At 53.0% G+C, this 26,426-nt stretch carries 27 protein-coding genes and 4 tRNA genes; 16 read left to right on the top strand and 15 right to left on the bottom strand.

Annotated elements, in window-relative coordinates:
* Positions 1-112 precede the first annotated feature (112 nt).
* From cysP to cysM, 5 genes are all read left to right on the top strand, one after another.
* Positions 113-1,129: a thiosulfate/sulfate ABC transporter substrate-binding protein CysP gene (cysP, locus tag QEN31_RS06830; RefSeq protein WP_000290275.1), complete on the top strand. Its 1,017-nt coding sequence runs from the start codon at positions 113-115 to the stop codon at positions 1,127-1,129.
* A complete protein-coding gene (gene cysT, locus QEN31_RS06835; RefSeq protein WP_000881745.1) occupies positions 1,129-1,962 on the top strand; it encodes a sulfate/thiosulfate ABC transporter permease CysT in 834 nt (277 codons plus the stop codon). The genes cysP and cysT overlap by 1 nt, the downstream gene beginning before the upstream one ends.
* Positions 1,962-2,837 (top strand): sulfate/thiosulfate ABC transporter permease CysW, encoded by an 876-nt coding sequence (gene cysW / locus QEN31_RS06840; protein WP_000852705.1) that lies wholly within the window; start codon positions 1,962-1,964, stop codon positions 2,835-2,837. Before cysT ends, cysW begins: the two co-directional genes overlap by 1 nt.
* Positions 2,827-3,924: a sulfate/thiosulfate ABC transporter ATP-binding protein CysA gene (gene cysA, locus QEN31_RS06845; RefSeq protein ID WP_000021076.1), complete on the top strand. Its 1,098-nt coding sequence runs from the start codon at positions 2,827-2,829 to the stop codon at positions 3,922-3,924. The genes cysW and cysA overlap by 11 nt, the downstream gene beginning before the upstream one ends.
* A gap of 67 nt (positions 3,925-3,991) precedes the next feature.
* On the top strand, positions 3,992-4,903 hold the full coding sequence (gene cysM / locus QEN31_RS06850; protein WP_001093886.1) for a cysteine synthase CysM: 912 nt from the start codon (positions 3,992-3,994) through the stop codon (positions 4,901-4,903).
* Between the two features lie 130 nt (positions 4,904-5,033).
* On the opposite strand, the gene QEN31_RS06855 is transcribed toward cysM, so the two are convergent.
* The 4 genes from QEN31_RS06855 to ptsJ are packed head-to-tail and all read right to left on the bottom strand — an operon-like array spanning position 5,034 to position 8,051.
* The gene (locus QEN31_RS06855) at positions 5,034-5,573 is read right to left on the bottom strand and encodes a transglycosylase domain-containing protein (RefSeq protein ID WP_001119682.1); all 540 of its coding nucleotides are present in this window, start codon (positions 5,571-5,573) and stop codon (positions 5,034-5,036) included.
* Positions 5,574-5,585: 12 nt separating this feature from the next.
* Positions 5,586-5,966, bottom strand: coding sequence for a YfeK family protein (locus QEN31_RS06860; protein ID WP_000710730.1), 381 nt, complete (start codon positions 5,964-5,966; stop codon positions 5,586-5,588).
* A gap of 58 nt (positions 5,967-6,024) precedes the next feature.
* Positions 6,025-6,744, bottom strand: a complete 720-nt coding sequence (locus QEN31_RS06865; RefSeq protein ID WP_058653386.1) for a type 1 glutamine amidotransferase — start codon at positions 6,742-6,744, stop codon at positions 6,025-6,027.
* A 14-nt stretch (positions 6,745-6,758) separates the two neighbouring features.
* Positions 6,759-8,051, bottom strand: a complete 1,293-nt coding sequence (gene ptsJ, locus QEN31_RS06870; RefSeq protein WP_000565119.1) for a MocR-like B6 salvage transcription factor PtsJ — start codon at positions 8,049-8,051, stop codon at positions 6,759-6,761.
* An 82-nt stretch (positions 8,052-8,133) separates the two neighbouring features.
* Here ptsJ and pdxK point away from each other — a divergent pair, with 82 nt between their 5' ends.
* Both pdxK and QEN31_RS06880 read left to right on the top strand, forming a co-directional pair.
* Positions 8,134-9,000 (top strand): pyridoxine/pyridoxal/pyridoxamine kinase, encoded by an 867-nt coding sequence (gene pdxK / locus QEN31_RS06875; protein WP_000529613.1) that lies wholly within the window; start codon positions 8,134-8,136, stop codon positions 8,998-9,000.
* The gene (locus tag QEN31_RS06880) at positions 8,997-9,236 is read left to right on the top strand and encodes a hypothetical protein (protein ID WP_000844541.1); all 240 of its coding nucleotides are present in this window, start codon (positions 8,997-8,999) and stop codon (positions 9,234-9,236) included. Before pdxK ends, QEN31_RS06880 begins: the two co-directional genes overlap by 4 nt.
* A gap of 148 nt (positions 9,237-9,384) precedes the next feature.
* On the opposite strand, the gene crr is transcribed toward QEN31_RS06880, so the two are convergent.
* The 5 genes from crr to cysZ all read right to left on the bottom strand — a co-directional run bounded on the left by crr (position 9,385) and on the right by cysZ (position 14,248).
* On the bottom strand, positions 9,385-9,894 hold the full coding sequence (crr, locus tag QEN31_RS06885) for a PTS glucose transporter subunit IIA (RefSeq protein ID WP_000522253.1): 510 nt from the start codon (positions 9,892-9,894) through the stop codon (positions 9,385-9,387).
* Between the two features lie 40 nt (positions 9,895-9,934).
* Positions 9,935-11,662 (bottom strand): phosphoenolpyruvate-protein phosphotransferase PtsI, encoded by a 1,728-nt coding sequence (gene ptsI, locus QEN31_RS06890; RefSeq protein ID WP_000623114.1) that lies wholly within the window; start codon positions 11,660-11,662, stop codon positions 9,935-9,937.
* A gap of 48 nt (positions 11,663-11,710) precedes the next feature.
* On the bottom strand, positions 11,711-11,968 hold the full coding sequence (gene ptsH / locus QEN31_RS06895; protein WP_000487600.1) for a phosphocarrier protein Hpr: 258 nt from the start codon (positions 11,966-11,968) through the stop codon (positions 11,711-11,713).
* 383 nt (positions 11,969-12,351) lie between these two features.
* Positions 12,352-13,323 (bottom strand): cysteine synthase A, encoded by a 972-nt coding sequence (gene cysK / locus QEN31_RS06900; protein WP_000036904.1) that lies wholly within the window; start codon positions 13,321-13,323, stop codon positions 12,352-12,354.
* Positions 13,324-13,486: 163 nt separating this feature from the next.
* Positions 13,487-14,248: a sulfate transporter CysZ gene (gene cysZ, locus QEN31_RS06905; RefSeq protein ID WP_000255006.1), complete on the bottom strand. Its 762-nt coding sequence runs from the start codon at positions 14,246-14,248 to the stop codon at positions 13,487-13,489.
* 231 nt (positions 14,249-14,479) lie between these two features.
* On the opposite strand from cysZ, the gene zipA reads away from it, so the two are divergent.
* The 3 genes from zipA to QEN31_RS06920 all read left to right on the top strand — a co-directional run bounded on the left by zipA (position 14,480) and on the right by QEN31_RS06920 (position 17,773).
* A complete protein-coding gene (gene zipA, locus QEN31_RS06910) occupies positions 14,480-15,466 on the top strand; it encodes a cell division protein ZipA (protein WP_000983126.1) in 987 nt (328 codons plus the stop codon).
* A gap of 71 nt (positions 15,467-15,537) precedes the next feature.
* A complete protein-coding gene (ligA, locus tag QEN31_RS06915) occupies positions 15,538-17,553 on the top strand; it encodes an NAD-dependent DNA ligase LigA (RefSeq protein ID WP_000433266.1) in 2,016 nt (671 codons plus the stop codon).
* A 1-nt stretch (position 17,554) separates the two neighbouring features.
* Entirely contained in the window at positions 17,555-17,773 is a 219-nt protein-coding gene (locus QEN31_RS06920; RefSeq protein ID WP_001519708.1) for a DUF3820 family protein, read from the top strand.
* On the opposite strand, the gene QEN31_RS06925 is transcribed toward QEN31_RS06920, so the two are convergent.
* Complete coding sequence (locus QEN31_RS06925) at positions 17,770-18,768, bottom strand: bile acid:sodium symporter family protein (RefSeq protein ID WP_099949630.1); 999 nt, start codon at positions 18,766-18,768, stop codon at positions 17,770-17,772. The two genes, QEN31_RS06920 and QEN31_RS06925, sit on opposite strands and share 4 nt — an antisense overlap.
* 89 nt (positions 18,769-18,857) lie before the next feature.
* Here QEN31_RS06925 and QEN31_RS06930 point away from each other — a divergent pair, with 89 nt between their 5' ends.
* Positions 18,858-19,784, top strand: a complete 927-nt coding sequence (locus tag QEN31_RS06930; protein WP_001109831.1) for a LysR family transcriptional regulator — start codon at positions 18,858-18,860, stop codon at positions 19,782-19,784.
* 61 nt (positions 19,785-19,845) lie between these two features.
* On the opposite strand, the gene QEN31_RS06935 is transcribed toward QEN31_RS06930, so the two are convergent.
* Entirely contained in the window at positions 19,846-20,607 is a 762-nt protein-coding gene (locus QEN31_RS06935; protein WP_000722926.1) for an outer membrane protein, read from the bottom strand.
* A gap of 255 nt (positions 20,608-20,862) precedes the next feature.
* On the opposite strand from QEN31_RS06935, the gene xapA reads away from it, so the two are divergent.
* From xapA to QEN31_RS06955, 4 genes are read left to right on the top strand one after another with little or no spacing between them, the layout of a single operon-like run.
* On the top strand, positions 20,863-21,696 hold the full coding sequence (gene xapA / locus QEN31_RS06940; RefSeq protein ID WP_001119761.1) for a xanthosine phosphorylase: 834 nt from the start codon (positions 20,863-20,865) through the stop codon (positions 21,694-21,696).
* A 54-nt stretch (positions 21,697-21,750) separates the two neighbouring features.
* Positions 21,751-23,007: a nucleoside permease gene (locus tag QEN31_RS06945; RefSeq protein WP_000513241.1), complete on the top strand. Its 1,257-nt coding sequence runs from the start codon at positions 21,751-21,753 to the stop codon at positions 23,005-23,007.
* A 58-nt stretch (positions 23,008-23,065) separates the two neighbouring features.
* Complete coding sequence (locus QEN31_RS06950; RefSeq protein WP_000658727.1) at positions 23,066-23,224, top strand: XapX domain-containing protein; 159 nt, start codon at positions 23,066-23,068, stop codon at positions 23,222-23,224.
* Between the two features lie 51 nt (positions 23,225-23,275).
* Positions 23,276-24,160 (top strand): LysR family transcriptional regulator, encoded by an 885-nt coding sequence (locus QEN31_RS06955; RefSeq protein ID WP_000438890.1) that lies wholly within the window; start codon positions 23,276-23,278, stop codon positions 24,158-24,160.
* Positions 24,161-24,323: 163 nt separating this feature from the next.
* Here the strand turns inward: QEN31_RS06955 and QEN31_RS06960 are convergent.
* The 4 genes from QEN31_RS06960 to QEN31_RS06975 form a co-directional block, all read right to left on the bottom strand.
* Positions 24,324-24,399 (bottom strand) — tRNA-Lys (locus QEN31_RS06960).
* Between the two features lie 4 nt (positions 24,400-24,403).
* Positions 24,404-24,479 (bottom strand) — tRNA-Val (locus tag QEN31_RS06965).
* A 41-nt stretch (positions 24,480-24,520) separates the two neighbouring features.
* A tRNA-Val gene (locus QEN31_RS06970) sits at positions 24,521-24,596 on the bottom strand.
* A gap of 45 nt (positions 24,597-24,641) precedes the next feature.
* Positions 24,642-24,717, bottom strand: a tRNA-Val gene (locus tag QEN31_RS06975).
* 258 nt (positions 24,718-24,975) lie between these two features.
* Between QEN31_RS06975 and gltX the strand changes: the two genes are divergently transcribed.
* Positions 24,976-26,391, top strand: coding sequence for a glutamate--tRNA ligase (gltX, locus tag QEN31_RS06980; RefSeq protein ID WP_000695623.1), 1,416 nt, complete (start codon positions 24,976-24,978; stop codon positions 26,389-26,391).
* The last annotated feature ends 35 nt before the right edge of the window (positions 26,392-26,426 follow it).

Raw genomic sequence — 26,426 nt, forward strand, 5'->3', positions numbered from 1 at the left:
ATTCCCTTTTCAACTTTCAAATCATCAAACGGTATATAAAACCGTTACTCCTTTAGCGCTGGTTATAAATATGATGACCATAAGAAAGTCATTAAATTTATAAGGGTGCGCAATGGCCGTTAACTTACTGAAAAAGAGACCCCTGACGCTGGCAGCAATGCTGTTACTGGCAGGGCAGGCGCAGGCAACGGAGCTGCTGAACAGCTCATACGATGTCTCCCGCGAGCTGTTTGCCGCCCTTAACCCGCCGTTTGAGCAACAATGGGCGAAGGATAACGGCGGCGATAAGCTGACGATTAAGCAGTCTCATGCCGGGTCATCAAAACAGGCGCTGGCGATTTTGCAGGGACTGAAGGCAGACGTCGTCACCTACAATCAGGTGACCGACGTACAGATTCTTCATGATAAAGGCAAACTGATCCCTGCCGACTGGCAAAGCCGTCTGCCGAACAACAGTTCGCCATTCTATTCCACGATGGGTTTCCTGGTGCGCAAGGGAAACCCGAAAAATATTCACGACTGGAGCGATCTTGTACGTTCCGACGTGAAGCTGATTTTCCCTAACCCGAAAACCTCCGGCAACGCCCGTTACACGTATCTGGCGGCATGGGGCGCGGCGGATAACGCGGACGGCGGCGATAAAGCCAAAACCGAACAGTTTATGACCCAGTTCCTGAAAAACGTCGAAGTGTTTGATACCGGCGGTCGCGGCGCTACGACTACCTTTGCCGAGCGTGGTCTGGGCGATGTGCTGATTAGTTTTGAGTCGGAAGTGAACAATATCCGCAAACAATATGAAGCCCAGGGATTTGAAGTGGTGATCCCGAAAACGAACATTCTTGCTGAATTCCCGGTTGCCTGGGTGGATAAAAACGTGCAGGCCAACGGCACAGAAAAAGCCGCCAAAGCTTACCTGAACTGGCTGTATAGCCCGCAGGCGCAGACCATCATCACCCATTACTACTACCGCGTGAATAACCCGGAAATCATGGGCAAGCAAGCAGATAAATTCCCGCAGACCGAACTGTTCCGCGTGGAAGAAAAGTTTGGTTCCTGGCCGGAAGTGATGAAAACGCACTTTGCCAGCGGCGGCGAGCTGGACAAACTGTTGGCGGCGGGGCGTAAGTAATGCTTGCCGTTTCTTCCCGACGCGTGCTGCCCGGCTTTACGTTAAGCCTCGGCACCAGTTTGCTGTTTGTCTGCCTGATCCTACTGTTGCCGTTGAGCGCGCTGGTGATGCAGCTCTCACAGATGAGCTGGGCGCAATACTGGGATGTCGTGACCAACCCTCAGGTGGTGGCTGCCTATAAAGTGACGCTACTGGCGGCATTTGTAGCGTCGATTTTTAATGGCGTGTTTGGCCTGCTGATGGCGTGGATTTTAACCCGCTACCGTTTTCCAGGGCGCACGTTGCTGGATGCGCTGATGGATCTGCCGTTTGCGCTGCCGACAGCGGTAGCGGGGTTAACGCTGGCCTCGCTGTTCTCAGTGAACGGTTTCTACGGTCAGTTTCTTGCGCAGTTTGATATCAAAGTGACCTATACCTGGCTCGGTATTGCGGTGGCGATGGCCTTTACCAGTATTCCATTTGTGGTGCGCACCGTCCAGCCGGTACTGGAAGAGCTGGGGCCGGAATATGAAGAAGCGGCGCAAACGCTGGGGGCCACCCGGCTGCAAAGTTTTCGCAAAGTCGTGCTGCCTGAGCTGTCGCCTGCGCTGATTGCCGGCGTGGCGCTCTCTTTTACCCGTAGCCTGGGCGAGTTTGGCGCGGTGATTTTTATCGCCGGAAATATCGCCTGGAAAACAGAAGTGACCTCGCTGATGATTTTTGTGCGCTTGCAGGAGTTTGATTACCCGGCCGCTAGCGCCATTGCCTCGGTGATCCTTGCGGCATCCTTGCTGCTGCTGTTCTCTATCAATACCTTGCAAAGTCGCTTTGGTCGACGTGTGGTAGGTCATTAATGGCGGAAGTGACTCAATTGAAGCGATACGACGTCCCCCGCATTAACTGGGGAAAATGGTTTCTGATTGGCGTCGGGATGCTGGTTTCGGCGTTTATCCTGCTGGTGCCGATGATTTACATCTTCGTGCAGGCGTTCAGCAAAGGGTTAATGCCGGTACTGCAAAATCTGGCCGATCCGGACATGCTGCACGCCATCTGGCTGACGGTGTTGATTGCCTTGATCGCAGTGCCGGTGAATCTGGTGTTCGGCATTCTGCTGGCGTGGCTGGTGACGCGCTTTAACTTCCCCGGACGTCAGCTACTGCTGACCCTGCTGGATATTCCCTTTGCCGTCTCGCCGGTGGTGGCCGGTCTGGTTTATCTGCTGTTTTATGGTTCCAACGGCCCGTTGGGCGGCTGGCTGGATGAGCATAATTTGCAAATGATGTTCTCCTGGCCGGGGATGGTACTGGTCACTATTTTTGTCACCTGCCCGTTTGTGGTGCGCGAACTGGTGCCAGTGATGCTCAGCCAGGGCAGTCAGGAAGATGAGGCGGCGATTTTACTGGGCGCATCCGGCTGGCAAATGTTTCGCCGCGTGACGTTGCCGAATATTCGCTGGGCGCTACTCTACGGCGTGGTGTTAACCAACGCCCGCGCGATTGGCGAGTTTGGCGCGGTGTCGGTGGTGTCCGGCTCGATTCGCGGCGAAACGTTATCGCTACCGTTACAGATTGAATTACTGGAGCAGGACTACAACACCGTCGGCTCCTTTACCGCCGCCGCATTGTTGACGCTAATGGCGATTATTACCCTGTTTTTGAAGAGCATGTTGCAATGGCGTCTGGAGAATCAGGAAAAACGCGCGCAACAGGAGGAAAATCATGAGCATTGAGATCGCCAGAATTAAGAAATCCTTTGGTCGCACTCAGGTACTGAATGATATCTCGCTGGATATTCCTTCCGGCCAGATGGTTGCCTTGTTGGGGCCGTCAGGTTCCGGCAAAACGACGCTGCTGCGCATTATTGCCGGGCTGGAGCATCAGTCCAGCGGTCATATTCGTTTCCACGGTACGGACGTTAGCCGCCTGCACGCGCGTGAGCGTAAAGTCGGTTTTGTGTTTCAGCACTATGCGCTGTTTCGCCATATGACGGTGTTTGACAACATCGCTTTTGGCCTGACGGTGCTGCCGCGACGCGACCGCCCAACTGCGGCGGCGATTAAAACGAAAGTGACGCAATTGCTGGAGATGGTGCAACTGGCGCACCTCGCGGATCGCTTCCCCGCCCAGCTTTCCGGCGGACAAAAACAGCGCGTGGCGCTGGCGCGCGCGCTTGCCGTGGAACCGCAAATTCTACTGCTGGATGAACCCTTTGGCGCGCTGGATGCCCAGGTACGTAAAGAGTTACGTCGCTGGTTGCGCCAGCTACATGAAGAACTGAAATTCACCAGCGTCTTTGTCACCCACGATCAGGAAGAGGCGACGGAAGTGGCGGATCGGGTGGTGGTGATGAGTCAGGGCAATATCGAACAGGCTGATGCGCCGGATCGGGTGTGGCGTGAACCGGCAACCCGCTTCGTACTGGAGTTTATGGGCGAGGTGAACCGCCTGACAGGCACCGTCCGCGGCGGGCAGTTTCACGTTGGCGCGCATCGCTGGCCGCTGGGTTATACGCCCGCGTACCAGGGGCCGGTCGATCTGTTCCTGCGTCCGTGGGAGGTGGATATTAGCCGCCGCACCAGCCTGGATTCTCCTCTACCAGTACAGGTCATTGAGGCCAGCCCGAAAGGTCACTATACACAGTTAGTGGTACAGCCGCTGGGGTGGTATCACGATCCGCTGACGGTGGTGATGGCGGGTGAGGATGTTCCGGTTCGCGGCGAGCGTTTGTTTGTTGGACTGCAAAAAGCGCGTCTGTATAACGGCGACCAGCGTATTGAAACGCGTGAAGAGGAACTTGCTCTGGCGCAATCGGCCTGATAGGTTAATTTGTATAGTTATCGCCCGGTGGCGCTACGCATACCGGGCTTTTTTACGAGCTGAAAACGTGAATACATTAGAACAAACCATCGGCAATACGCCGCTGGTCAAATTACAACGTCTGGGGCCGGATAACGGCAGTGAAATCTGGGTCAAGCTGGAAGGCAATAATCCGGCAGGATCGGTGAAAGATCGCGCGGCGCTATCGATGATTGTCGAGGCGGAAAAGCGCGGGGAAATTAAACCGGGCGATGTCCTGATTGAAGCGACCAGCGGCAACACTGGCATTGCGCTGGCGATGATCGCCGCGCTGAAAGGTTATCGCATGAAGCTGTTGATGCCAGACAACATGAGTCAGGAGCGTCGGGCGGCAATGCGGGCCTATGGCGCGGAACTGATTCTGGTCACTAAAGAGCAGGGAATGGAAGGGGCGCGCGATTTAGCGCTCGCTATGTCTGAACGAGGCGAGGGCAAACTGCTCGATCAGTTTAATAATCCTGATAATCCCTACGCCCACTACACGACCACCGGCCCGGAAATCTGGCGGCAAACGTCAGGTCGCATCACCCATTTTGTCTCCAGCATGGGCACGACCGGCACCATTACCGGCGTGTCGCGTTTTCTGCGCGAGCAGGAAAAACCGGTCACCATCGTTGGCCTACAGCCGGAAGAGGGCAGCAGTATTCCGGGCATTCGACGCTGGCCTGCGGAATATATGCCGGGCATTTTTAACGCCTCGCTGGTAGATGAGGTGCTGGATATTCATCAGAATGATGCCGAAAACACCATGCGTGAACTGGCCGTTCGTGAAGGCATTTTCTGCGGCGTGAGTTCCGGCGGCGCGGTAGCGGGCGCGTTACGCGTCGCACGAGCCACGCCCGGCGCGATAGTGGTGGCGATCATCTGCGATCGCGGCGACCGTTACCTTTCGACCGGCGTGTTTGGTGAAGAGCATTTCAGCCAGGGGGCAGGGATTTAAACTAATGAGTTCAGCTGATTGGGATAAACACAGGCAACGGCGCCTTTGACAAGCGGGAATATCCTGCCGATTTTCTATGTGCGCCAGCGCATTACCGCCGCCTTTTATAATAAAAGCTCGTCTGTTGTTCTTATTGTTGTATTTGTTCCTGGCAAAGCGTCATGTAATGCTTGCTGCTTTCTACCAGCCTGGCTGAACCAGGCCGGTAAAGTGACGGCGCTTTAAACATATAAATCAGTTGTACTTGTTGCTGGCAGGCCATCTCTGTCACTGGTACGTGAAATAACGTTAACGCCGCATTTTTCGTACCGTAAACCGCGTTACCCTGCGAATCCCGGCCATAATACGCTTGCGCCAGCATCATGGCATACAGCTCGTCGTCGCGGTACAGGCTGTCCAACCAGAACACCCAGATCGCGATCCTGAAATGCCCATCCACGCCAGCTTGGGTATAGAGCAATCTGGCAGTATAAGATTTGGGATGTATTTTGGCCGCAGCGCGGCGCAAAAAACGCGTCTGCGGCGATTCGGACAACCAGAAAGAGGCGCTCTGTAATGCGGTCTGGGCTATGGGACGAATTTCCAGATAATAGTAAACGATTAACCCTACAGCAAACGCTAACAGAAGCGCGATAACGCCTTTAAAAAACCACAGTAACACGCCTGGCATTATGATTTTTTCTTACTCAACATTCTTATCCGTTTCCGCAATAAGCGCATGTAAATAAGGCTGCGCGTTTTCATCGCTTTTACCGGGAATTTTAACGATATAGGGTTTTCCGGTGATGGACGACGACGACGCGACTTTATCGATAAACTGTTCGGCGGTGTCGATACGATTGCGCGTGTTACCCAGTTTTAAGCGCAGGTGCGATACGGCTTCCTCGCAGTTATGCGCATCACCGTTACGAACGAATGTCAGATCCTTTTTCTGCGCCAGCGCATTAAGCATGGCGTTAATGCGCGCTTCTTCATGGGCGTTCAGCTTCGCCCAGGCGGGTAGGGTCAGCAGGAGCGCAACGACGGCGCAAACAATTTTCTTCATGGTAAAATCCTTTTTCATGCAATAATCACTGCACCTCAGACCGTTAGCCGGGTAATAAGTTGCACTCCTGGTGTGGTTATTTCTGTGAGTGCGCCAGCGTGAGTTCATTCAGAAAACGCCACAGCTTTTCATTCATTTGCTGGTAATTCCATGCGCGCATCTCGGCGACCGAGCGGATAAAACGCTTCCCTTGCGCGTCGGCCAGCTCCTGCTGCGAATGTTGGATTAATCCTTCAACCGCCTCGACGGTAAATTCCATATGACACTGGAAGCCGTAGACAAAATTACCGTACTGCACTATCTGACGTGGACAGCCTTCGCTTTCGGCCAGCACGGTCGCCTGATCGGTGAGTCCTGGCATATCGTTGTGCCAGTGGCCGACGGTTAACGGGGAGCCAAAGTGGGCGATAAGCGGATGCCGCAGACCGGCTTCAGTGAGCGTAATAGGGTAGTGACCAATCTCTTTTTCCGGACTTTGGCACACAGCGGCGCCCAGCGCCTCGCCAATGAGCTGCGAACCAAGACAAATGCCGATAACCATTCGCCGGGCCGTAACTGCCTGATTAATTAAGTGCTGTTCGGCGCGAGAGTCAAAGTACGGGCACTCTTCGCGGGTGGTGCGCGGCGACTGCGGACCGCCAAATACCACGAGCATATCGAACTCATCGGCATTGGGCGGTAGCGCTTCTCCGGCATAGACGCGCGACCATGAAATGGTATAACCGCGATCTTCAGCCCATTTCAGATAAGCGCCAGCGGATTCAAACGACTCATGGACAACAAAATGAACTCGCACGTTATTTTCTCCTGTTAGCGATTTAGCGCCTGATGGATATCAGCCGCCAGCGTGTTGATCTCGCTGTCATTTAATGTCGACAGCGTGATACGTAGACCGTGAGACGGCGCGCTTACGCCAAAGGCTTCTCCCTCACGTACCAGCCAGCCGGATTTTGCCAACGTAAACGCGGTAGCCTGGCTATGGGTGTCCAGTGGGAGCCAGGCATTCACGCCGTCGCCGGGAGAAATGGCGATGCCATATTGCTGTAGGGCGCGGGCCAGTTTTTGTTGCCGGGCGGCGTAAAACAGCCGCGTTTGCGTCAGCCTGTGCTGATACTCAGGGTCGGTCAGGCAGGCGTAGACCAGATCCTGTAACAGATGGCTGACCCACTGACTACCGGCATTTAGCCGCAGCCGAAGTTTTGCCGAGGTCGCGCTGTCGCTGGCGACAATAGCAAGACGTAAATCGGGGCCGAGGGTTTTGGAAACGGAGCGTATCACCGCCCAGTGTTGCGTTGTCTGCGCAATAACCGGCTGCCAGGGCGACGAAGAAAGCAGGGCGAAGTGATCGTCGATAATGACCACTACCTGAGGGTAACGCGCCAGCATATTTTGCAGCGCAGCGGCACGGCGAGCGCTCAGGCTACAGCCGGTAGGGTTGTGCGCGCGCGGCGTTAAGATCACTGCCCGCGCGCCCTGATTTAGCGCCCGTTCCAGCTTTTCAGGCTGCATTCCTTCGCTATCCACACTGACCGGGCTGGCGCTAAAACCGGCATAGCGCAGCATATTGATACTGCTTAAAAAACAGGGATCTTCCACCGCGACGCTGTCGCCCGGCAGCAGATGCGCGCAAAGCAGTCTTTCAATGGCGTCGATAGCTCCGCTGGTGATATCAATTTCGCCTGCGACGGGGGTGGCATCCCGTAGCCAGCGCGCCGCCCAGGCGTGTAGTTCAGGGGAAACGGGCGCATCGCCGTAGAGATGCGGCGTGCGGCTGAGACGGGCAAAATAACGGCTAAGGTCAGGCAGACGCTGCGGATCGGGATTGCCGCCGGAAAGGTCGTGCAGAGGCGTATGTGGATCGCCGCCTTCCAGCGCTACGGGAGACGGACTGCCTTTAATCACCGTCCCATTGCGGCCTAAACTTTGCGCCAGTCCCGCCGTTATCAGCCGTTTATACGCCGCTGCGACGGTATTGCGGTTCACCTTTAATTCGCTTGCCAGCTCCCGTACCGGCGGGAGCGAATCCTCCGCCCGTAACGTGCCGGCGATAATGTGTTGACGGATACTGTCAAAAATTTCGTTAGCGGTTTTTCCGTCGATCATTATTGACCTATGACAAAATGAATTTTAGCATATGACAATGATAATGAGGCGGTAGCCTGCTGTCCAGCGAGAGGAAAATTTTATGGGACAAGAGAGTGATATTCAGTCAGTGCTCTTCGACGACAACCATCGGGCATTACAGACCGATATCGTCGCCGTCCAGTCACAGGTCGTGTACGGCAGCGTAGGCAACAGTATCGCTGTTCCGGCCATTAAAGCGCAGGGACTACGCGTGACGGCGGTCCCGACGGTGCTATTCAGCAATACGCCGCACTATAAAACCTTTTATGGCGGCATTATTCCCGCCGAGTGGTTTGCAGGCTACCTTACGGCGTTGAATGAGCGCGATGCGCTACGTGAATTAAAAGCGATTACCACCGGTTACATGGGCAGCGCAGACCAAATTGTCTTGCTTTCGAAGTGGCTAATGGCGATCCGGGCTTCGCATCCGGAGGTGTGTATTCTTGTTGATCCGGTCATTGGCGATACCGACAGTGGAATGTATGTGCAGGCGGAAATTCCGCAGGCTTATCGCACGCATTTGTTGCCGCAGGCGCAGGGGCTAACGCCGAACGTATTTGAGCTGGAGATGCTGAGTGGTAAACCGTGCCGCACGCTGGAAGAGGCGGTGGCGGCGGCGCAATCGCTGCTTTCCGATACGTTGAAATGGGTGGTTATCACCAGCGCGCCGGGCGAGTCTCTGGAGACCATAACGGTTGCGGTCGTTACTGCGCAGGTCGTGGAGGTCTTTGCCCATCCGCGGGTGGCGACGGAGTTAAAAGGGACGGGAGATCTCTTCTGCGCCGAGCTGGTCAGCGGTATTGTGCAGGGGAAAAAACTGACGACCGCGGCAAAAGATGCGGCGCAGCGCGTGCTGGAGGTGATGACCTGGACACAGCAGTGTGGCTGTGATGAGTTAATTCTGCCGCCGGCAGGGGAGGCGCGATGAAGAGTTATCGGCTGGTGGTTCGCCAGCAGGGACGTATCGTGGGGCATTTTGAAACGAGCGGGCTGGACGCGCTGGAAGATATCTGCGTGGCGCGAGCGATGTTTGGCATCACTGGCGGCTATCAGTGCGAGCTGCAAGTGTCCGATTCCGAACGCAGGATGCTGGAGAGTGGCCCGGATGGGATGAAGATCCTGATGCGCGAGAAGTGCTTTCGCCCGGTGACCTCGCAGTTGTAACCCGTGGATTGGCGCTGAAATGTTCGCAACCTTGTAGGCCTGATAAGCGTAGCGCCATCAGGCAGTGCACTGCACCATCGCCGGATGGCGGCGCAAGTACAGGCAAAAAAATGGCGCCCAAAGGCGCCATTCTTCACTGCGGCAAGAATTACTTCTTAATGCGGATAACCGGAGTTTCACCCACGGTCACGCTACCGGACAGTTTGATCAGTTCTTTGATTTCATCCATGTTGGAGATAACAACCGGAGTCAGGGTAGACTTGGCTTTTTCTTCCAGCAACGGCAGATCGAACTCGATGACCGGATCGCCAACTTTCACGCGCTGACCTTCTTCAGCAATACGCTTGAAGCCTTCGCCTTTCAGCTCAACGGTGTCGATACCGAAGTGAACGAACAGCTCAATGCCGCTATCGGATTCGATAGAGAACGCATGGTTGGTTTCAAAGATTTTGCCGATGGTACCGTCAACAGGGGCGACCATTTTGTTACCGGTTGGTTTGATAGCGATGCCATCACCAACGATTTTTTCAGCAAAAACTACATCCGGCACGTCTTCGATGTTGACGATCTCGCCAGAGAGCGGGGCAACAATCTCAATAGTTCCGGTGTCTTTCTTATCATCAGAAACCAGAGATTTTAGTTTATCGAACAAACCCATGATCTTCTCCTAAGCAGTAAATTGGGCCGCATCTCGTGGATTAGCAGATTGTTTTTTCTTCAATGAACTTGTTAACCAGCGTCATTAACTCGTCCGTTGTCGGTTGAGCAAGAGCCTGCTCTGCTAACACCTTCGCATCTTCGAAGTTCGTGTTACGGATAATCTTCTTAATGCGCGGGATAGAAATGGCGCTCATAGAGAATTCGTCCAGACCCATCCCCAGCAACAGAAGTGTAGCACGTTCGTCGCCTGCAAGCTCACCACACATGCCAGTCCATTTACCTTCTGCATGAGAAGCATCAATAACTTGCTTGATCAAGTTCAGTACGGACGGTGACATTGGCTGGTAAAGGTGTGAAATCATATCATTACCACGGTCAACTGCCAGGGTGTACTGCGTTAAATCATTGGTGCCGATACTAAAGAAATCAACTTCTTTGGCTAAATGACGCGCAATTGTCGCCGCAGCCGGTGTTTCCACCATCACGCCAATCTCAATGCTTTCGTCAAATGCTTTACCTTCGTCACGCAGTTCCTGTTTGTAGATTTCAATCTCTTTGCGCAGCGCGCGAACTTCTTCAACAGAGATGATCATCGGGAACATAATGCGCAATTTACCGAAAGCGGAGGCACGCAGAATCGCGCGAACCTGGTCACGCAGGATCTCTTTGCGATCCATGGCGATACGCACGGCGCGCCAGCCCAGGAACGGGTTCTCTTCTTTCGGGAAGTTCATGTACGGCAGCTCTTTGTCGCCGCCAATGTCCATGGTACGGACGATAACCGCCTGCGAGCCGCACGCTTCAGCGACCGCTTTATAGGCGGCAAACTGCTCTTCTTCCGTCGGCAGCGCGTCGCGATCCATGAACAGGAATTCAGTACGATACAGACCAACGCCTTCCGCGCCGTTGCGCTCAGCGCCTTCAACGTCACGAACGGTACCGATGTTGGCGCAAACTTCAACCTGATGTCCATCCAGCGTGATTGCCGGCAGATCTTTCAGTTTAGCCAGTTCCGCTTTCTCGGTCGCAACCTGCTCCTGGACGGCGCGCAGTTGCTCAATAACATCGTTGGTCGGGTTGACGTAAACCTGGTTGTTTACGGCATCCAGAATCAGATAATCGCCGTTTTTCACCTGAGCGGTGACGCTACCGGTACCTACGATCGCCGGCAGTTCCAGAGAACGCGCCATGATGGAGGTATGAGACGTGCGTCCGCCCGCGTCGGTGATGAAGCCCAGCACTTTCTGCAGGTTCAGCTGCGCGGTTTCTGACGGCGTCAGGTCAGCGGCAACCAGGATAACTTCTTCCTGAATCGCGCTCAGATCGATAATGGCCAGACCCAGGATGTTGCGCAGCAGGCGCTTACCAATATCACGTACGTCAGCCGCACGCTCTTTCAGGTATTCGTCATCCAGTTCTTCCAGGGCAGTGGCCTGACCTTCGATAACTTCATGTGCGGCTGCGTCAGCCGTCATGTGCTTATCTTTAATCAGGGCTATGATTTCCTGCTCCAGCTCCTCATCTTCGAGCAGCATAATATGCCCTTCAAAGATGGCTTCTTTTTCTTCACCGAACGTTTCACCAGCTTTTGTCTTGATCGCTTCCAGTTGCGCAGATGCCTTGGCACGACCGCTCAGAAAACGTTCAACTTCCTGATCAACCTTGTCGGCAGAAATTTTTTTCCGGTCAATGACGATTTCGTCTTCTTTCAGCAGCAGTGCTTTGCCGAAAGCGATACCCGGGGATGCTAAAATGCCTGAAATCATAACCCTACCTTACTTGTGACTGATTTTTAAAAGAACCCGGAAAAAAACTTACTCGAGTTCCGCCATCAGTTTGACCAGATGTTCAACCGCTTTCTGCTCATCTTCACCTTCTGCGGAGATGGTGACGACGGTGCCTTGAGTCAGGCCCAGAGTCTGCAGTTTAAACAGGCTTTTCGCGCTGGCGCTTTTGCCGTTGGAAGTCACAGTAATCTCAGAAGTGAAGCCTTTTGCTTCTTTAACAAACTGAGCAGCAGGGCGGGTGTGCAGACCGTTCGGAGCGGTAATGGTAACTTCTTGCTGGAACATTGTATTTCCCCAACTTATAGGTTTAGTGTTGTGGAACTAAAGTCTAGCCTGGCGGCTCAACTTTAGCCTGTATTGTTAGCGCCGGCGTAAACGGGACGCGACACAAAAGGTGTTCTACGCAATCCGTTGCTGGCAACTTATGGCCGCTGACGTTTCGCTCGTCATTAAACATTATGCCGCGAAAGGAAGATTTGAACCAAATCATAAAATCGATTCAGCTAACGCTTTTCCTGTAACGATTAATTTCGCGCATCAAAATAATTAGTCTGGTTAAATACCAGTTCCGGCAGGGTGAATCAATGCCAGGTGAGGTGAAAGTTTGAAGCAGGCCACAAAAAAGCACCCAAAAAGGTGCTTTTTTACGCGTTTTTAACATGCTGGCATCACTGTTGCAGTTCTTTCTCAGTAAAGAGATCGGCGAACAACGCGGTGCTCAGATAACGCTCACCTGATGAAGGTAGGATAACCACAATATTCTTATTGGTAAAGCTTTCATCTTCCTGCAGCTTAAGCGCTGCAGCAACCGCGGCGCCGGAAGAAATTCCTGCCAGAATACCTTCCTCTTCCATCAGACGGCGCGCGGTAGAAATAGCTTCTTCATTGGTGATGCCAACCACTTTATCAATCAGTTTCAGATCCAGGTTGCCCGGGATGAAGCCTGCGCCGATACCCTGAATTTTATGCGGGCCTGGTTTGATCTCTTCACCAGCCAGCGCCTGGGCAATAACCGGGGAGTCAGTGGGTTCTACCGCAACGGTGATAAGATCGGTTTTACCCTTCGTCCCTTTGATATAACGCGTGACGCCGGTTAACGTACCGCCAGTGCCGACGCCGGAGATAAACACATCCACCTGACCATCGGTGTCTTCCCAGATTTCCGGGCCGGTGGTTTTTTCATGGATTTCCGGGTTGGCAGGGTTGCTGAACTGCTGGAGCAGGAGATATTTTTGCGGATCGCTGGCGACAATTTCTTCGGCTTTCTGAATAGCGCCTTTCATCCCTTTCGCCCCTTCGGTCAGCACCAGATTCGCGCCTAATGCTTTGAGTAGCTTGCGGCGTTCAATGCTCATGGTTTCCGGCATGGTCAGGGTGAGTTTGTAACCGCGCGCGGCGGCGACATACGCCAGCGCAATACCGGTGTTGCCGCTGGTCGGCTCCACCAGTTCCACGCCAGGTTTCAGTACGCCACGCTTTTCGGCATCCCAAATCATGTTGGCGCCGATACGGCACTTGACGCTGAAGCTCGGGTTGCGCGACTCCACCTTTGCCAGAATGCGTCCATTACCGATACGGTTCAGTCGAACCAGCGGCGTATGACCGATAGTCAGCGAGTTATCTTCATAAATCTTACTCATGGCCTGTCCTTAACTGTATGAAATTGGGATACCTTCCCAGCATACCTTCCAGCCAGATATGGGGAAGTAAGGATTTCGCATATCTATATGCTGATGGGAAATAATGGTTATCAGTATGGAATAAGAGACAGCATAAGCCATCTCTTATTTATACATTTTTACGTTATTTCCATAACGCGTGCTTAGCACGCCAGCAATCAACCCACATTGCCGTCGCGCCACAGACGGCGACAGGCATAATGAACAGGTTAAGCACCGGAATCATCGTAAAGAGGCTGGTGAGCGCGCCAAATTGCATATTCGCCACCTTCTGCGTGCGCAACGCGGCGCGCATCGTTTTAAACGGCACTTTGTGGTTATCAAACGGATAGTCGCAATACTGAATCGCCAGCATCCAGGCGCTGAACAAAAACCACAGCACCGGCGCGATGGTTTGGCCAATGCCAGGAATAAAATAGAGAATCAGCAGCACAATAGCGCGCGGCAGATACCACGCCAGCTTTTGCCATTCACGTTTCATAATGCGCGGTACATCTTTCATGATGCCGAGTATGCCTGTATCTGGCGGCGTGGCGCCGGTTAACCGCGCCTCAAGCTGTTCGGCTAAAAGGCCGTTAAACGGCGCGGCGATCCAGTTGGCGAGGGTAGAGAAAAAATAGCCAAAGACCAGCAGAACAGAGATAACCGCAATCGGCCACAGCAGATAGCTCAGCCATTGCAGCCAGTCCGGCACATGACTCATCAACGAAGGTATCCAGGCGTCAAGCTGGGTAAACAGCCACCAAAATGCGCCGCCCATCAGCACAATGTTGACCAGCAAAGGTAAAATAACAAAGCGGCGGATTCCCGGTAGGGTGACTAACTTCCATCCTTGCGAGAAATAATAGACGCCGCTACGTGGTACGGTTGTGGATGATGAAACCATATTCAGGACATACTCCTTTTTCTTAAAGCCCTGGGTAAACGTGGGATATCTTACCCGGTTATCAGACGGTGGATAGTTCGGAAATGTTCGAAAAAACAGCAAAAAGCACATTTTCCTTCATCTTTATGCTGCGAAAGCCAACAGTACACTTGCACTTGACGTAATCGGCAAATACTCTTAGTGAGTAAATGTTTGCCGTGGTGGCAAGGTGTTAGAACAACAGAGAATATAATGATGCAGGATTTGCGTCTGATATTAATCATTGTTGGCGCGATCGCCATAATCGCTTTACTGGTACATGGTTTCTGGACCAGCCGTAAAGAACGATCTTCTATGTTCCGCGATCGTCCACTAAAACGCATGAAATCGAAACGCGACGACGACTCGTATGACGACGATGTCGAAGAAGACGAAGGCGTGGGTGAAGTTCGTGTTCACCGCGTAAATCATGCCCCCGGCCAGTCGCAGGAGCATGATGCCCCTCGTCAGTCGCCGCAACACCAGTACCAGCCGCCTTATGCGTCTGCGCAACCGCGTCCAGCGGCGCCGCCGCAGCCGCAAGCGCCGATGCAACAGCCGGTTCAGCAACCGGTTCAACCTGCGCCGCAGCCTCAGCAGGTTCAGCCATCTGCGCCGCCGGTACAGCCGCCGCAACAGCAGCCTGCACCGCCGTCGCAAGCGCCGCAGCCTGTTGCGCAGCCCGCGCCGCCGCCATCAGCGCAAACCTTCCAGCCTGCGGAACCTGTGGTTGAGGCGGAACCGGTAGTGGAAGAAGCGCCGGTTGTGGAAAAACCGCAGCGTAAAGAGGCGGTCATCATTATGAACGTCGCGGCCCATCATGGCAGCGAGCTTAATGGTGAAGTGTTACTGAACAGTATTCAGCAGTCAGGCTTTAAATTTGGCGATATGAATATTTTCCATCGTCATTTGAGCCCGGACGGCAGCGGCCCGGCCTTGTTCAGTCTCGCGAATATGGTCAATCCGGGAACGTTCGATCCTGAAATGACGGACTTCACTACGCCTGGCGTCACTATCTTTATGCAGGTACCGTCTTACGGCGATGCGCTGCAGAATTTCAAGCTGATGCTGCAATCCGCGCAGCATATCGCTGATGAGGTCGGTGGCGTCGTGCTGGATGACCAGCGTCGGATGATGACGCCGCAGAAACTGCGCGAATATCAGGACCGCATCCGCGAGGTGATGGACGCTAACGCCTGAGGTTAACGCAGGTGTGACATTTTTAACGTAACCCCCGCCTGTCGGGGGTTTTTTATCATTGATGGTGTGATATGGAACCAATCGAACAACAACTGACAGAACTGCGAACCACGCTTCGCCATCATGAATATCTGTATCATGTGATGGATGCGCCAGAGATTCCCGACGCCGAATATGACCGCCTGATGCGGGAACTGCGAGAGCTGGAGGCGCAACGTCCGGACCTTATCACGCCGGATTCGCCCACGCAGCGCGTTGGCGCGGCGCCGCTGACGGCATTCAACCAGATTCGCCATGAAGTACCGATGCTGTCGCTCGATAACGTATTTGATGAAGAAAGCTTCCTGGCGTTTAACAAGCGAGTGCAGGATCGTCTAAAAAGCACGGAAAATGTCATCTGGTGCTGCGAGCTAAAGCTGGATGGTCTGGCGGTCAGCATTCTGTATGAAAACGGCGTGCTGGTGAGCGCTGCGACGCGTGGCGACGGCACCACCGGTGAAGATATCACTTCAAACGTGCGCACGATTCGCGCCATTCCGTTAAAGCTGCACGGCGATAACATTCCGGCGCGTCTTGAAGTTCGCGGAGAGGTATTTTTACCGCAGGCCGGGTTTGAAAAGATCAATGAAGACGCGCGCCGCACTGGCGGCAAAGTGTTTGCTAACCCGCGTAACGCGGCGGCGGGTTCGCTGCGTCAGCTCGATCCGCGTATTACGGCGAAGCGACCGCTAACATTTTTCTGCTACGGCGTCGGTATTCTGGAAGGCGGCGAGTTGCCGGATACGCATCTGGGACGTTTGCTGCAATTTAAAGCGTGGGGGTTACCGGTCAGCGATCGCGTGACGCTGTGCGATTCTCCCCAGGCGGTACTGGATTTTTATCACAACGTCGAAAAAGATCGCCCTACGCTCGGTTTTGATATCGACGGCGTGGTGATTAAGGTCAACTCGCTGGCTTTGCAGGAACTGCTGGGCTTTGTGGCCCGCGCGCCGCGCTGGGCGGTGGCGTTTAAATTTCCTGCTCAGGAGCAGATGACTTTTGTGCGCGACGTTGAGTTTCAGGTCGGGCGTACCGGGGCGATTACGCCGGTGGCGCGTCTGGAACCGGTTCAGGTGGCTGGTGTGCTGGTCAGCAATGCCACGTTGCATAATGCCGATGAAATTGAGCGACTTGGCTTGCGCATTGGCGATAAGGTGGTTATCCGTCGGGCAGGCGATGTGATCCCTCAGGTGGTCAACGTGGTTCTGTCCGAACGCCCTGAAGAGACGCGTCCGATTGTGTTTCCAACGCACTGTCCGGTGTGCGGATCGGACGTAGAGCGCGTTGAAGGCGAAGCCGTTACCCGTTGTACCGGCGGGCTGATTTGCGGCGCGCAGCGTAAAGAGTCGCTGAAACATTTTGTGTCGCGCCGGGCGATGGATGTAGACGGGATGGGCGATAAGATCATCGACCAACTGGTGGAAAGGGAGTATGTCCATACGCCAGCGGATCTGTTCCGTCTGACGGCGGGTAAACTGACCGGCCTGGACCGAATGGGGCCAAAGTCCGCGCAAAATGTTGTTAACGCGCTGGAAAAATCCAAAACGACGACCTTTGCGCGTTTTCTCTATGCGCTGGGCATCCGTGAAGTGGGTGAAGCGACGGCGGCGGGGCTGGCGGCTTATTTCGGTACGCTGGAGGCGCTGCAGGCCGCCACCATTGACGAGTTGCAGAAAGTACCTGACGTGGGGATTGTGGTCGCTACGCACGTCTTTAACTTTTTTGCCGAAGAGAGTAATCGTGACGTGATTGGGCAGCTACTGGCGGAAGGGGTTCACTGGCCCGCGCCGGTAGTCATTAATGTGCAAGAGATCGATAGCCCGTTTGCCGGTAAAACCGTGGTACTAACCGGTAGCCTGAGCCAGATGTCTCGCGATGACGCTAAAGCGCGTTTAGTGGCGCTGGGCGCGAAAGTGGCAGGCAGCGTATCGAAGAAAACCGATCTGGTGATTGCCGGTGAAGCGGCGGGCTCCAAACTGGCCAAAGCGCAGGAACTGGGTATTACCGTGATTGATGAAGCGGAAATGATCCGCTTACTGGGTGCCTGAGATGGAAAAAGAGCAGCTGGTTGAAATCGCCAACACCGTGATGCCCTTTGGCAAATATCAGGGACGTCGATTGATCGACCTTCCGGAAGAGTATTTGCTGTGGTTTGCCCGTAAAGATCAATTTCCGGCGGGTAAACTGGGGGAGTTGATGCAAATCACGCTGCTGATTAAAACCGAGGGGCTGACGCAACTGGTACAGCCCCTGAAACGCCCGCTTTAAGCTTTCGCGGCGCGGCTTTCCTGCTGCGTCTGTAACTTCTCGGTCTGGCGTTTGTAGCGCCGCGCCAGCCCTGCGCAGACCATCAGTTGGATCTGGTGGAAGATCATCAGCGGTAATACCATCATACCCAGCACTGACGTCGGAAACAGAATATTGGCCATCGGGATCCCGTTGGCCAGGCTTTTTTTCGAACCGCAGAAGACAATAGTGATTTCGTCGGCTTTATTGAAGCCGCATTTACGGGCGACAAAGACGTTAATGGCTATGACGATCGCCAGCAGTATGAGGCTGACCACGACGATAAACAGCAGCGATCCCCAGCCGACTTTGTGCCAGATGCCGTTGACCACCGCTTCGCTGAACGCCGAGTAGACCACCAACAGAATAGAGGTCTGATCCGTTTTCGCGATCCACTTTTTGTTGCGCGCGACCCAATTGCCGATCCACGGGCGAGACAGGTGTCCCAGCACAAAAGGCAGCAGCAGTTGCAGCATAATTTTGCCCACCTCTTCCAGACTGCCCTGCGCGCCATGAATATTCATTACCAGACCGACCAGCAGCGGCGACAGGAAAATGCCCAGCAGGCTGGACGCAGACGCTGAGCACACCGCGGCCGCGACGTTACCGCCCGCGAGTGAAGTAAACGCAATCGCAGACTGCACGGTGGCGGGCAAAATACACAGATACAGAAAGCCGCTGTAGAGCATAGGGTCGACATTGACAGGCGCCCACCAGGCAAACAGTACGCCGAGGACAGGAAAGAGCACAAAAGTGCTGCACATGACCCACAGATGCAACCGCCAGTGGCTGCCGCCAGCGATGATCGCTTCACGCGAAAGCTTCGCGCCATGCATAAAAAACAGCAGAGCGATAGCCGCTGTCGTAATGCCTTCAACGACAGGCACAAAGCCACCTTCCGCCGGGAAAAAAGAGGCCAGTAGTACCACGGTGATAAGTGTCAGCGTGAAAGGGTCAAGGATACGAAAAAGTTTCATAAAAACTCCTGAAAGTCGGTGCAGCTATTTTGCGTTTTTCGCTTTGAGAAATAAAATTGATTTATTGCATCTATATATGAATCTAGTCGATGAACTATTCACTGCGTCAACTGCGTATTTTTATTACCGTCGCCCAGGCCAAAAGTTTCAGTCGGGCAGGGGACAGGATTGGACTGAGCCAGTCTGCGGTCAGTCATAGCGTAAAAGAGCTGGAGCGGCAAACCGGCGTCAGACTGTTGGATCGCACTACGCGTGAGGTGGTGCTGACCGAGGCGGGGCAACAACTGGCGACGCGTCTGGAGCGGGTGCTTGATGAACTGAACAGCATACTGCGCGATGCAGGCAGAGTAGGGACACAATTAACCGGCACCGTGCGCGTTGCCGCGAGCCAAACCATTTCTGCGCATCTTATTCCGCAATGCATTGCCCAAAGTAATTCACTTTATCCCGCTATTGATTTTGTATTGCACGATCGTCCGCAGCAGTGGGTGCTGGAGAGCATCCGCCAGGGTGAAGTGGATTTTGGCATCGTTATCGATCCCGGCGCAGCGGTGGATTTACAGTGTGAAGCCATCTTATCAGAGCCTTTTTTACTGTTGTGTCGCCAGGATCATCCGCTGGCGCATCAGGAATGGGTGAGCTGGCAGGATCTTAAACAGGCCTCGCTGGTCTTACAGGATTATGCTTCCGGCAGTCGACCGCTGATTGATGCGGCGCTGGCCCATTTTGCTATTGAGGCGGATATCGTGCAGGAGATTGGTCACCCGGCCACGCTGTTTCCAATGGTGGAAGCGGGAATCGGCATCAGCGTGCTGCCCGCGCTGGCGTTACCGCTCCCGCAGGGCAGCCACTTACAGGTTAAACGGCTGACGCCCGTAGTTGAAAGGCAGCTCATGCTGGCGCGGCGAAAAAACCGATCGCTCTCCACGGCGGCGCAGGCGTTGTGGGACGTGGTGCGTACCCAGGCCAGCGAATTAACCGCCGCGAGGGCGAAAGATCCGCTGTATCAGCTATAAATATCTATCTGTCCGTGTGTGAGGTGCGGTCTTGCCCTGCCATTTTTGACAGGGCTGTGTGTTAAAACAGGTATTTGATGGAGTAAATAATGCCATCCTGCAGGAAGGATTCTCCTAACTTATTATCAGCGTAACGATATTGTACTCCTGCGGTCAGGTGAGGAGTCGCATTCCACCACAGCGCTACTGCGCCATTAATGCCATCTTTCCCGCCATTGCCCGCAGCGTAGGACGCATCGCGGTCAAACTCATACTCATTCCAGTTCGTTACGCTGAATTTCTCACTACCCAACGAGAAGCTATAGCCGGCCACCCAACCTAATACATAACCATTATCGCCTGTGTAGTAGGTCTGATCGGTATAACGTTTGGCAAAGAAGGGTTTAAACCAGTAACCGTTACCTGTGAAGTTATAGCCTAAACCATAGAGAAACATGTCATCATGGAAATTAGCGCGATGAGGTGAACCGTACGTCCCGTAGGCATGGAGATAGAGGTTTAATCCTGTATCGCCCAGATAAATACGGTTGGTATTTTTAAAGGTGTAACGCTGTTCGCTGCCTGGTTTAGCGTGGCGGCCATTGTAAAAATTTTCCCAGTCGAAGAACCCGTACATTTCTCCCCAGCTAAAATTCGCTCCGCCTTCCAGTTCCAGGTACCCAAAATCATCTTTATGGGATTTTTTACTGGTTTTTTCCGTGGTGTCTGATGTCCAGTCGAGGTAATGGAGGCCGATATCGGCGAACCCGCCTTTAAATTCCGCATGGGTGAGTGCGGGAATAATGAGTAAAGAAGAAAGCGTCAGAGTAAGAATTTTTTTCATAGCATATTTCCCTATGCCGATAATTATTAATGGGTTAATTAAAAAGAGGCAATTTATAAATATGAAAGCGGCATATTGTTAATATGAATTGCAAGCAAAAACCAATACTGTTTTCCCTCTGTATTAATACAGAAGCGATCTAAATTTATCGATATTAAATGGCTATTGATGACACGTGAAAAGTGTATTGGTCAGCAAGGGGCGATGGTCGTTATAAAAAGGAGTCAAATTAAATCCGATAGAACAAGGAAACTTATGCCTCACGCTCTTTTTTCTCATAATCCTGAGTATTGTGTTGATATTGTTCATGCACATAAACCGGCATTTACCCCGCGAGTTGCGTTTATTTTAGGCTCCGGGTTGGGTGCTCTGGCGGACCAAATCGAAGATGCGGTAGCCATTTCTTACGAGAAATTGCCGGGATTTCCCGTCAGCACCGTACACGGCCATGCTGGTGAACTGGTGCTCGGCCATCTGGCGGGGGTTCCGGTGGCCTGTATGAAAGGCCGCGGACATTTTTATGAAGGGCGTGGAATGGCGGTGATGACCGATGCCATTCGCACGTTGAAATTACTGGGCTGTGAAGTGTTGTTCTGCACCAATGCGGCAGGATCTCTGCGTCCGGAAGTGGGGCCGGGTAGCCTGGTTGCGCTTAGCGATCACATTAATACGATGCCCGGTACGCCGATGGTGGGGCCAAACGATGATCGTTATGGCGATCGCTTCTTCTCGCTGGCTAATGCTTATGACGCAGATTATCGCGCCATGCTTCAGTCCGTTGCGGCAGAGGAGGGATTCACCCTCACTGAAGGCGTATTTGTTTCTTATCCGGGTCCGAACTTCGAAACGGCGGCAGAAATCCGCATGATGCAGATTATTGGCGGCGATGTGGTCGGAATGTCCGTTGTCCCTGAGGTGATTAGCGCACGTCATTGTGGCCTCAAAGTTGTTGCCGTCTCAGCGATCACCAATCTGGCGGAAGGGCTGGGCGATGTAAAACTCTCCCATGCGCAAACGCTGGCGGCGGCTGAACTTTCCCGGCAGAACTTTATAAATCTGATTTGCGGCTTTTTACGTAAGCTGGCCTAAACACAATGACTACGGCCCCGTATTGGGGCTTTATCTCACGGCAAGGAATAAAAAATGGGTATTACGTCCCGCTTAAAAGTCATGTCGTTCTTGCAATATTTTATCTGGGGGAGCTGGCTGGTTACCCTGGGCTCTTACATGATCAACACTCTGGATTTTACCGGCGCGAATGTCGGTATGGTCTACAGCTCAAAAGGACTGGCAGCGATTATCATGCCGGGTATTATGGGGATCATTGCTGATAAATGGCTGCGCGCTGAGCGAGCCTACATGCTTTGCCATCTGGTTTGCGCGGGGGCGTTATTGTACGCCACCACCGTTACCGATCCCCAGACGATGTTCTGGGTGATGTTGGTGAATGCGATGGCGTATATGCCAACAATTGCATTATCCAATAGCGTTTCGTACTCCTGTCTGGCGAAAGCAGGTCAGGATCCGGTAACGTCATTTCCGCCTGTGCGCGTTTTCGGCACAATAGGTTTTATTGTTGCGATGTGGACGGTGAGCCTGATGGGGCTGGAACTGAGCAGTGCGCAATTATACATCGCTTCTGGCGCATCGTTATTGCTGGCCCTGTATGCGCTGACGTTACCGAAAATTCCGGTAGCCGAGAAGAAGGCGAACACCACGCTTGCCAGTAAGCTCGGACTGGATGCTTTTGTTCTGTTTAAAAATCCACGCATGGCAATCTTCTTTTTGTTTGCGATGATGTTGGGGGCGGTGCTGCAAATTACCAATGTCTTCGGTAATCCGTTCCTGCATGATTTTGCCCGTAATCCTGAGTTTGCCGACAGCTTTGTGGTGAAGTATCCCTCTATCTTGCTTTCAGTTTCGCAGATGGCGGAAGTGGGCTTTATCCTCACCATTCCGTTCTTCCTTAAACGCTTTGGTATTAAAACGGTAATGCTGATGAGTATGCTGGCGTGGACGCTGCGTTTCGGCTTCTTTGCCTTTGGCGATCCATCCCCGTTTGGCTTTGTGCTACTGCTGCTGTCGATGATTGTTTATGGCTGCGCATTTGATTTCTTCAACATCTCAGGGTCAGTATTTGTAGAGCAGGAGGTGGACTCAAGTATTCGCGCCAGCGCGCAGGGGCTATTTATGACCATGGTTAACGGCGTGGGGGCGTGGATTGGGTCTCTTTTAAGCGGTATGGCCGTGGATTATTTTTCTATTGATGGCGTAAAAGATTGGCAAACTATCTGGCTGGTCTTTGCCGCCTACGCTCTGGCATTGGCCGTTATTTTTGCATTGTTCTTTAAATATCAGCACCATCCAGAAAAACTGTCGACCAAATCATTAGCACATTAATTTTATTTGACTGGCGAGAGGATGTTCGCCAGTCCATTTTTATGAACAAGGACACAGCATGAAAGAAATTATTCTCTCCTCCGGTATTGGATTTGGTATTGGCGCATTTTTTACTTTATGCCGTATACCTATTCCCGCACCAAATGTTTTACCCGGGGTATTATCTATTGTATTTATGTATATTGGGTATCTTGTCGTTAAATCTATTTTTTACTAGGTAATATGGTAAATTCCAGACGTTATCCCTTATTCCTGGAGTGCGATAGTGATGGAACGAGCCCATCGTATTGATCTAAAGCTATTACGTTATTTCCTCGCTGTTGCAGAAGAATTGCATTTTGGCCGGGCTGCTGCCCGGTTAAATATGTCACAACCTCCCTTGAGTATCCATATCAAAGAACTTGAACAGCAACTGGGTACATTGCTGTTTATTCGTCATTCCCGCAGCGTTGCATTAACCCATGCCGGGAAAGTTTTAATGGAGGAGTCACGTCGCTTGTTAGCCAGTGCAAATCAGGCGCTGGCGCGAGTGGAGCAGATTGGTCGCGGTGAAGCGGGGCGCATTGAACTGGGTGTGGTTGGTACGGCGCTGTGGGGAAGAATGCGTCCTGCGATGCGTCACTTTTTGAAAGCAAATCCCAATGTTGAAGTACTTTTTCGCGAAAAGTCTCCCGGTATGCAAATGGCGTTGTTAGAGCGTCGGGAACTTGATGCAGGGATCTGGCGTATGGCTATCGAACCAGCAGTCGGTTTTACCAGCATACGTTTGCATGAATCTGCATTCATGGTTGCAGTTCCGGAAGATCACGATCTGGCATCCAGAGATTCTGTGCCGTTGGCGGCGTTGCGCAATGAATATTTTGTTACGTTGCCTTCCGTACATTCTGATTGGGGATTTTTACAACGTGTATGCCAACAGGCAGGCTTTTCGCCAATGATTATTCGGGAAGTGGTTGAGCCGCAAACGGTGTTGGCGATGATCAGTATGGGGATCGGGATTACGTTGATGGCTGATGGCTATGCGCAAATGAGCTGGCCGGGTGTGGTGTTCCGTCCGTTAGAGGAACGTATTCCGGCGGATTTGTATATTGTGTATGACCAGCAGCAGGCAACGCCAGCACTGGAGAAACTGGTGGCGGCGTTGACGGTATAATGTCTGTGCCGGATGGCGACTAACGTCTTATCCGGCCTACGTGTGCGGTGTCGTCTGTAGGCCTGATAAGCGCAGCGCATCAGGCAAGACCCGAACCTGCGACAGGTTCGAATCTTCCATATCGCAGATAGCAAAAAAGCGCCTTTAGGGCGCTTTTTTACATTGGTGGGTCGTGCAGGATTCGAACCTGCGACCAATTGATTAAAAGTCAACTGCTCTACCAACTGAGCTAACGACCCGAAGTGGTGGGTGATGACGGGATCGAACCGCCGACCCCCTCCTTGTAAGGGAGGTGCTCTCCCAGCTGAGCTAATCACCCACTTCGGTACTTCACAATAAGAAATTTAGCTGGCGAGAAAGTGGTGGGTGATGACGGGATCGAACCGCCGACCCCCTCCTTGTAAGGGAGGTGCTCTCCCAGCTGAGCTAATCACCCACTTCTCAATTTCTTATCTACACGGCGGAGACTACATAAAGTAGTTGGTGGGTGATGACGGGATCGAACCGCCGACCCCCTCCTTGTAAGGGAGGTGCTCTCCCAGCTGAGCTAATCACCCCCGCTGTGTGGAGTCGCATTATAGGGAGAGTTGAAAATGAGTCAACGCATTTTCTAAAGTTTTTGTTTGTTCGTCGTAAAATTAAACAAAACGATCGTGAATTACCCCGCACTGCATGATTTCTATACGGAAATAGCAAAGCGCAGCGTTCTGACCGGATCAACATTGAGGAATCAAGCCACAGTGATAGAATACAAGGCTATTCATCTTTCCAGGATTTGCCGGTTGTCGGCATCTTTATAAACGTAAGGCCATTTCATGAAAATCAAAACTCGCTTCGCGCCTAGCCCGACAGGTTATCTGCACGTCGGCGGCGCGCGTACTGCTCTTTATTCCTGGCTTTTCGCACGTCACCACGGCGGTGAGTTCGTGCTGCGTATTGAAGACACCGATCTTGAGCGTTCCACGCCGGAAGCCATTGAAGCCATCATGGATGGTATGAACTGGCTGAACCTGGAATGGGACGAAGGCCCATATTTCCAGACCAAACGTTTTGATCGCTATAACGCGGTGATTGACGAGATGCTGGAGGCGGGAACAGCCTATAAATGCTACTGCTCTAAAGAGCGTCTGGAGCAACTGCGTGAAGATCAGATGGCGAAAGGCGAGAAGCCGCGTTATGACGGGCGTTGCCGTCACAGTCACGAACATCATGCCGACGATGAGCCATGCGTGGTGCGCTTTGCCAACCCGCAGGACGGTTCCGTTATTTTTGATGATCAGATCCGTGGCCCGATCGAATTCAGCAATCAGGAGCTGGACGATCTGATCATTCGTCGTACCGACGGTTCCCCAACCTACAACTTCTGTGTGGTGGTGGACGACTGGGATATGGAAATTACCCATGTGATTCGTGGCGAAGACCATATCAACAATACTCCGCGCCAGATTAACATTCTGAAAGCGTTAAACGCGCCGGTGCCGATGTACGCGCATGTGTCGATGATTAACGGCGACGACGGTAAAAAGCTGTCTAAACGTCACGGTGCGGTGAGCGTGATGCAGTATCGCGATGACGGTTATCTGCCGGAAGCGTTGCTGAACTATCTGGTGCGTCTGGGCTGGTCCAGCGGCGATCAGGAAATCTTCACTCGCGAAGAGATGATCAAGCTGTTCTCCCTCGGTGCGGTGAGCAAGTCTGCGAGCGCGTTCAACACCGATAAACTGCTGTGGCTGAACCACCACTATATCAATACGCTGGCGCCGGAATATGTGGCGACGCATTTGCAGTGGCATATCGAGCAGGAAAATATCGACACCCGTAACGGCCCGCAGCTTGCTGAACTGGTGAAGTTGCTGGGCGAGCGCTGCAAAACTCTGAAAGAGATGGCGCAGAGCTGCCGCTACTTCTATGAAGACTTCAGCGAGTTTGACGCCGATGCGGCGAAAAAACACCTCCGCCCGGTGGCGCGTCAGCCGCTGGAAGTGGTGCGCGACAAGCTGTCGGCGATTACGGACTGGTCAGCAGAAAACGTCCACCACGCGATTCAGGCCACGGCGGATGAGCTGGAAGTGGGGATGGGTAAAGTGGGGATGCCGCTGCGTGTGGCTGTGACCGGTGCCGGGCAGTCGCCTGCGCTGGATGTCACCGTACATGCGATTGGTAAAACCCGCAGCATTGAGCGCATCAACAAAGCGCTGGGCTTTATCGCCGAGCGTGAAAGTCAGCAGTAACGCCAGCTGAAACAGAATAAACGGCAGGGCAGACG

It is taken from the genome of Salmonella sp. SA15303 (assembly GCF_029962125.1).
Taxonomy (GTDB): domain Bacteria; phylum Pseudomonadota; class Gammaproteobacteria; order Enterobacterales; family Enterobacteriaceae; genus Salmonella; species Salmonella enterica.